The following is a 3,780-nucleotide window of genomic DNA, read 5'->3' on the forward strand; positions in this document are numbered from 1 at the left end:
ATCTCGTTTTTCCATGCCTGAAAGGATGAATGATGCATGGGTGAAAGTCATGTATTATATTAGCGAGTTAATAACTATTTTTTGGGGGTATGGGAGAACACGAAGCAGCGAAGATATTCCATAAGTCGATCAGGCAGATTTTTTCTTTAGTAAAAAGCTCGAATTAAAAATTATTAAATGATGCTATTTATAATATCTTATTATCATTAAATTTATATTTAAAATAATCGACATACATCTCATGTTACTATTCCCCCCACCCCGCAAAGCCCACAGGCACTTAGTAGTACCAATAGCAATGTGCCTTTTCGTTCCTGAAGCCTATTCACGAACTCAAAGTAAAGATTATAATCTAGATATATCCGGAGAGATACGCATCGGATATGTCACAAGAGATAATGCTGGCGATTCCAATAAGTCCTTTGACTTTCTTTCTAACTCCAACAGAAATGATAATGATTTCCTATACACACGCAGCTCGTTAAGTGTTGCCCTAAAAGCCGATGAACGAACTTCAGCTCGTGTAACGATTCGAGATCAACGTGCATTTGGAGACCAACGCGACCCGAGTCCACGTGAAGACTGGATCGACCTGTATGAGGCCTACCTGGATGTCGGACTCACGGATGTATCGACTCTCCGACTCGGTCGCCAGGAAGTCGCGTTCGGTAGCAGGCTGATCGTGGGGACCCCGAACTATCGGGATGGACGCTCGTATGATGCGGTTCATCTCAAACTTAAGGGAGAACGCCACACATTAAATGCTGCCATCGGCAGACAAGTAGAGCGCGATCGGGCCAGCTTCAATCTCAGCTCCAGCCAGCCTTGGATGGCAGCGATTTTCCTAGATTCTCCAGCAAGCCATGACGATCACCTCAGCTGGGATAGTACACTCGCATTCAAACATCAAAATACGGATTCGAGAAACCCAATAGACATCGGGACATGGGGCATCCGGCTAAAGTCTCCAAAATCAATCAGCCCATGGTTTTGGTCAGCAGAAGCAGCTTATCAATTTGGTAGTATCAACCGATCCAACGAACGGCTCGATCATGCTGCATGGCTTTTCCAAGGTAGGATCGGTCGCAAGTTCGCAGACCTTCCAGGGAGTCCCACGATCACTCTAGAATATCTTCACTCGCCTGGAGACAGCGATAGTAACGACGGCAAAAGTGAAACATGGGATCTCATGTTTTTCGGTGGCGCTCACCCCCGCTCGGGCCGTATGGATCTGACCGGATGGAGGAACATCCAATACCTGGCTCTCACGACTCAGGCCAAGCCGTATCAAGGGGTCACGGTCGGAGCATCCACCACCGGATATTGGATCGAAAATACCCAGGATGGTTTCTATGCCCAAGGCGGCAATTCCCCACGCAACAGAAACGGCTACGGCATCCGTCCTGAAGCATCAAAAGACATTGGCTGGGAGTTCATGCTCTGGGCAAAGTGGAAGCACAAGGCTGGTTTCTCACTCTTGATCGAAGCCGGACACTTCGCTGTGGGAGACTACGTTGAAGAATCTTTGGCCGCCAGCGGCGGAGCAGAGAATGCTCAGCTTCTATCGATCACCGGAGGTTATAAATTCTAAGCGAGTGCCGCATAGGAAAGCGTCTAACTAACCCGTCAACTTCAGCTCATTTATCCAGCGCCGATGCGGGCCTGTGAGCTGATAATCAGGCAAATCATCCCAGAGAATCCAACGGCAATGCTCGGGGACATCCCCAATTTCGACGACATAGATTGGCTCTTCGATGCGTTGATTCGAAATACCGCGCATCTTTTTGGCGAGCAATTCACCTTGTCTGGCGCCGTCGAGCTCCCCGAGCTTGGGCAATTCCCAATGGCCAGCGAGGCGCGTGGCGTCCGAGGGAATTTGTTGCAAGAGAATCGCTGCATCCTTGACCGCCCAAGCACGCGGACAACGGACTTTTTCTATTTTGCGTTTTTTGAGATTTGGGAAGGCTTCGGGTTGGCCCGTTTTGGCAGCGACGCATTTTTGGACCCAGGGGCAAATTGTGCAGGTCGGGCGTTGTTTCACGCATACGAGAGCTCCGAGCTCCATCATCGCTTGATTATGGTCTCCCGGGCGCTCGGGATGCACGAGCATGTCGGCTGCCGCCTGAAGGGCTTTTGCCGCCGACGGCCCGTCACGAAATTCGCGACCATCTCCGATTAGCCGTGTCAGCACGCGGATGACATTCCCATCGACCACCGCGATGGGCTCGTTGAAATGAATGCTGGCAATCGCTGCCGATGTGTAAGGCCCGATCCCCGTAAGTTTTTGCCAATTTTTCGCCACCTCGGGAACACGCTCCATCGACACTATCTCCTTTGCCATCTTGTGAAGATTGCGAGCACGGCTGTAGTAACCGAGGCCCTCCCACAGTTTCAGGACGACTGCCTCATCGGCTCCAGCCAAAGCCTCAAAACTTGGCAACTGCTGCATCCATCGATCAAAATAAGGCAACACCGTAGCGATCTGAGTCTGCTGACACATCAGCTCGGAAACGACGGTCCGATAGAGCGAAGGCTCGACACGCCAAGGCAGTTTGCGATGGGCAGCCGCATACCACTCAGCTAGCAATTCCTGCAGCTCAGACGTATTTTGGTTCAATTCGGCCAAAGCCTGCGTTTGATTCCATTCCGACATATGCCAAAGGCCAAGAAAAAGACCGACGACGCCCCTGCGCGCAAATCATTCTACACACTTAAGCTAGAACCCGAGCAGATGGAGAAGCTGCACAGCATCCTCGACGCCCGCGACTGGGAGAGCTACGCCGTCGACCACGCCGCCTTCGCCTACAAAGGGCCCTCCGTAAACATCGTCGCCTACAAAAGCCGTAAACTGGTCATTCAAGGAAAAGGCACTGAAGACTTTGTGACCATGAGCCTCGAGGCAGAAGTCACGGGCGATCCGCGCCTCGGCTACGACGAAGTCCATCACCCCGAATGGTTTGAGCACCACGCCGGTATGGACGAGAGCGGCAAGGGCGACGTATTCGGCCCACTGGTCGTCGCTTGTGTCATCGCAGAGCCCAAGGCAATCCGCAGCTGGATTGAAGCCGGCGTGCAAGACTCCAAAAAGGTCACCGACGCCACCATCAGCAAGCTCGCCAAGATCATCAAAAATACACCTGGCGCCGTGGTCGAAAGCATGAAACTCGGCATGCCCAAATACAACGAACTGATGGCCAAACCCAAGGCCAACCTCAACCTCCTCCTCGCCTGGCAACATGCCAAAGCCATTGAAGCAGCGCTCGACCGACAATTCGTCCCCTGGGGTATGCTCGACCAATTTAGCAAACAGCCCCTCGTCGAACGCTACCTGAAAAGCCATCCCGACTTCGACCTCCGTATGATGACCAAAGCCGAAGCCGATCCCGTCGTCGCAGCAGCCTCCATCATCGCCCGCGACCTATATGTAAAACAGATGGAAGCCCTATCAGAAATCGCCGGCGAACCGCTCCTCAAAGGTGCCAGCAGCGCCGTCAAACAACAGGCGACCCGCATCTTCGAAAACCAGGGTAAAAGCGGCCTACAGTCCGTCGCCAAAATGCACTTCAAAACAGTCTACGAAGCCCAAGGCCTCGAACCCCCGAAGAAGACCTATGTTCGGCGGTGAAATCAGCTTTCACCGTGTTGCCACTACTTGCAATGACCGGTATTTTATCGAAATTCGAGGAAGCTGATCAGAAGTAACTGTGAAGTCCTGATTTCCGGTTGTCAGTTTTGATTCGTTGTTGGGTGATTTGTCTTCTGGTTAATTTGTGGAGGTTT

Annotated in this window: 3 protein-coding genes; 2 read left to right on the top strand and 1 reads right to left on the bottom strand. The window is 51.8% G+C overall.

Annotation, left to right across the window (positions count from 1 at the left end; translation table 11 throughout):
* The first annotated feature begins 298 nt into the window (after window positions 1-298).
* Window positions 299-1,591: an alginate export family protein gene (locus HRU10_15130; protein ID NRA28565.1), complete on the top strand. Its 1,293-nt coding sequence runs from the start codon at window positions 299-301 to the stop codon at window positions 1,589-1,591.
* A 27-nt stretch (window positions 1,592-1,618) separates the two neighbouring features.
* Here the strand turns inward: HRU10_15130 and HRU10_15135 are convergent, their stop codons facing one another.
* The gene (locus HRU10_15135; GenBank protein NRA28566.1) at window positions 1,619-2,653 is read right to left on the bottom strand and encodes an A/G-specific adenine glycosylase; all 1,035 of its coding nucleotides are present in this window, start codon (window positions 2,651-2,653) and stop codon (window positions 1,619-1,621) included.
* Here HRU10_15135 and HRU10_15140 point away from each other — a divergent pair, their 5' ends adjacent.
* The gene (locus HRU10_15140; GenBank protein ID NRA28567.1) at window positions 2,654-3,625 is read left to right on the top strand and encodes a ribonuclease HIII; all 972 of its coding nucleotides are present in this window, start codon (window positions 2,654-2,656) and stop codon (window positions 3,623-3,625) included.
* Window positions 3,626-3,780 lie beyond the last annotated feature (155 nt).

Source organism: Opitutales bacterium, assembly GCA_013215165.1.
GTDB lineage: Bacteria > Verrucomicrobiota > Verrucomicrobiia > Opitutales > JABSRG01 > JABSRG01.